This window comes from Legionella sheltonii (genome assembly GCF_026191355.1).
Taxonomy (GTDB): domain Bacteria; phylum Pseudomonadota; class Gammaproteobacteria; order Legionellales; family Legionellaceae; genus Legionella; species Legionella sheltonii.
The window spans coordinates 1-358 of record NZ_JAPHOQ010000061.1 but is presented as its reverse complement, the minus strand read 5'-3'; the positions used below and the strand labels follow the sequence as shown (position 1 = coordinate 358).

Here is a 358-nt window from a genome sequence, read left to right as displayed (position 1 = left end):
GCAAAGAAATAAGCCTGTTAAAGTGATTTGTGATAATGGTACAGAATTTACTAGTAAAGCGATGTTTTTCTGGAGCAAAGAAACGAATGTCACTTTAGGGTTTATTCAACCAGGAAAACCAACTCAAAATGCGTTTGTTGAGAGCTTAAACGGGAAATTCAGAAATGAATGCCTTAATCAGCACTGGTTTCGAACAATGGAGGAAGCACGATTTGAGATTGAACAATGGCGTAAACACTACAATAATGTTCGACCTCATAGCTCTCTAAATTATATGCCTCCTGTTGAATACGCAAGAAAGGTGGCATAGGATAATGAATCTCATCAAAGAAGTGGTACTAATTTAGGGGATAGGTCA

The 358-nt window shown here is 37.4% G+C and carries 1 protein-coding gene; it reads left to right on the top strand.

Translation table 11 applies throughout. The features are described from left to right. The coding region (locus OQJ26_RS19370; protein ID WP_265705298.1) for an integrase core domain-containing protein at positions 1-310 on the top strand (310 nt) is incomplete at its 5' end. Between the last annotated feature and the right edge of the window lie 48 nt (positions 311-358).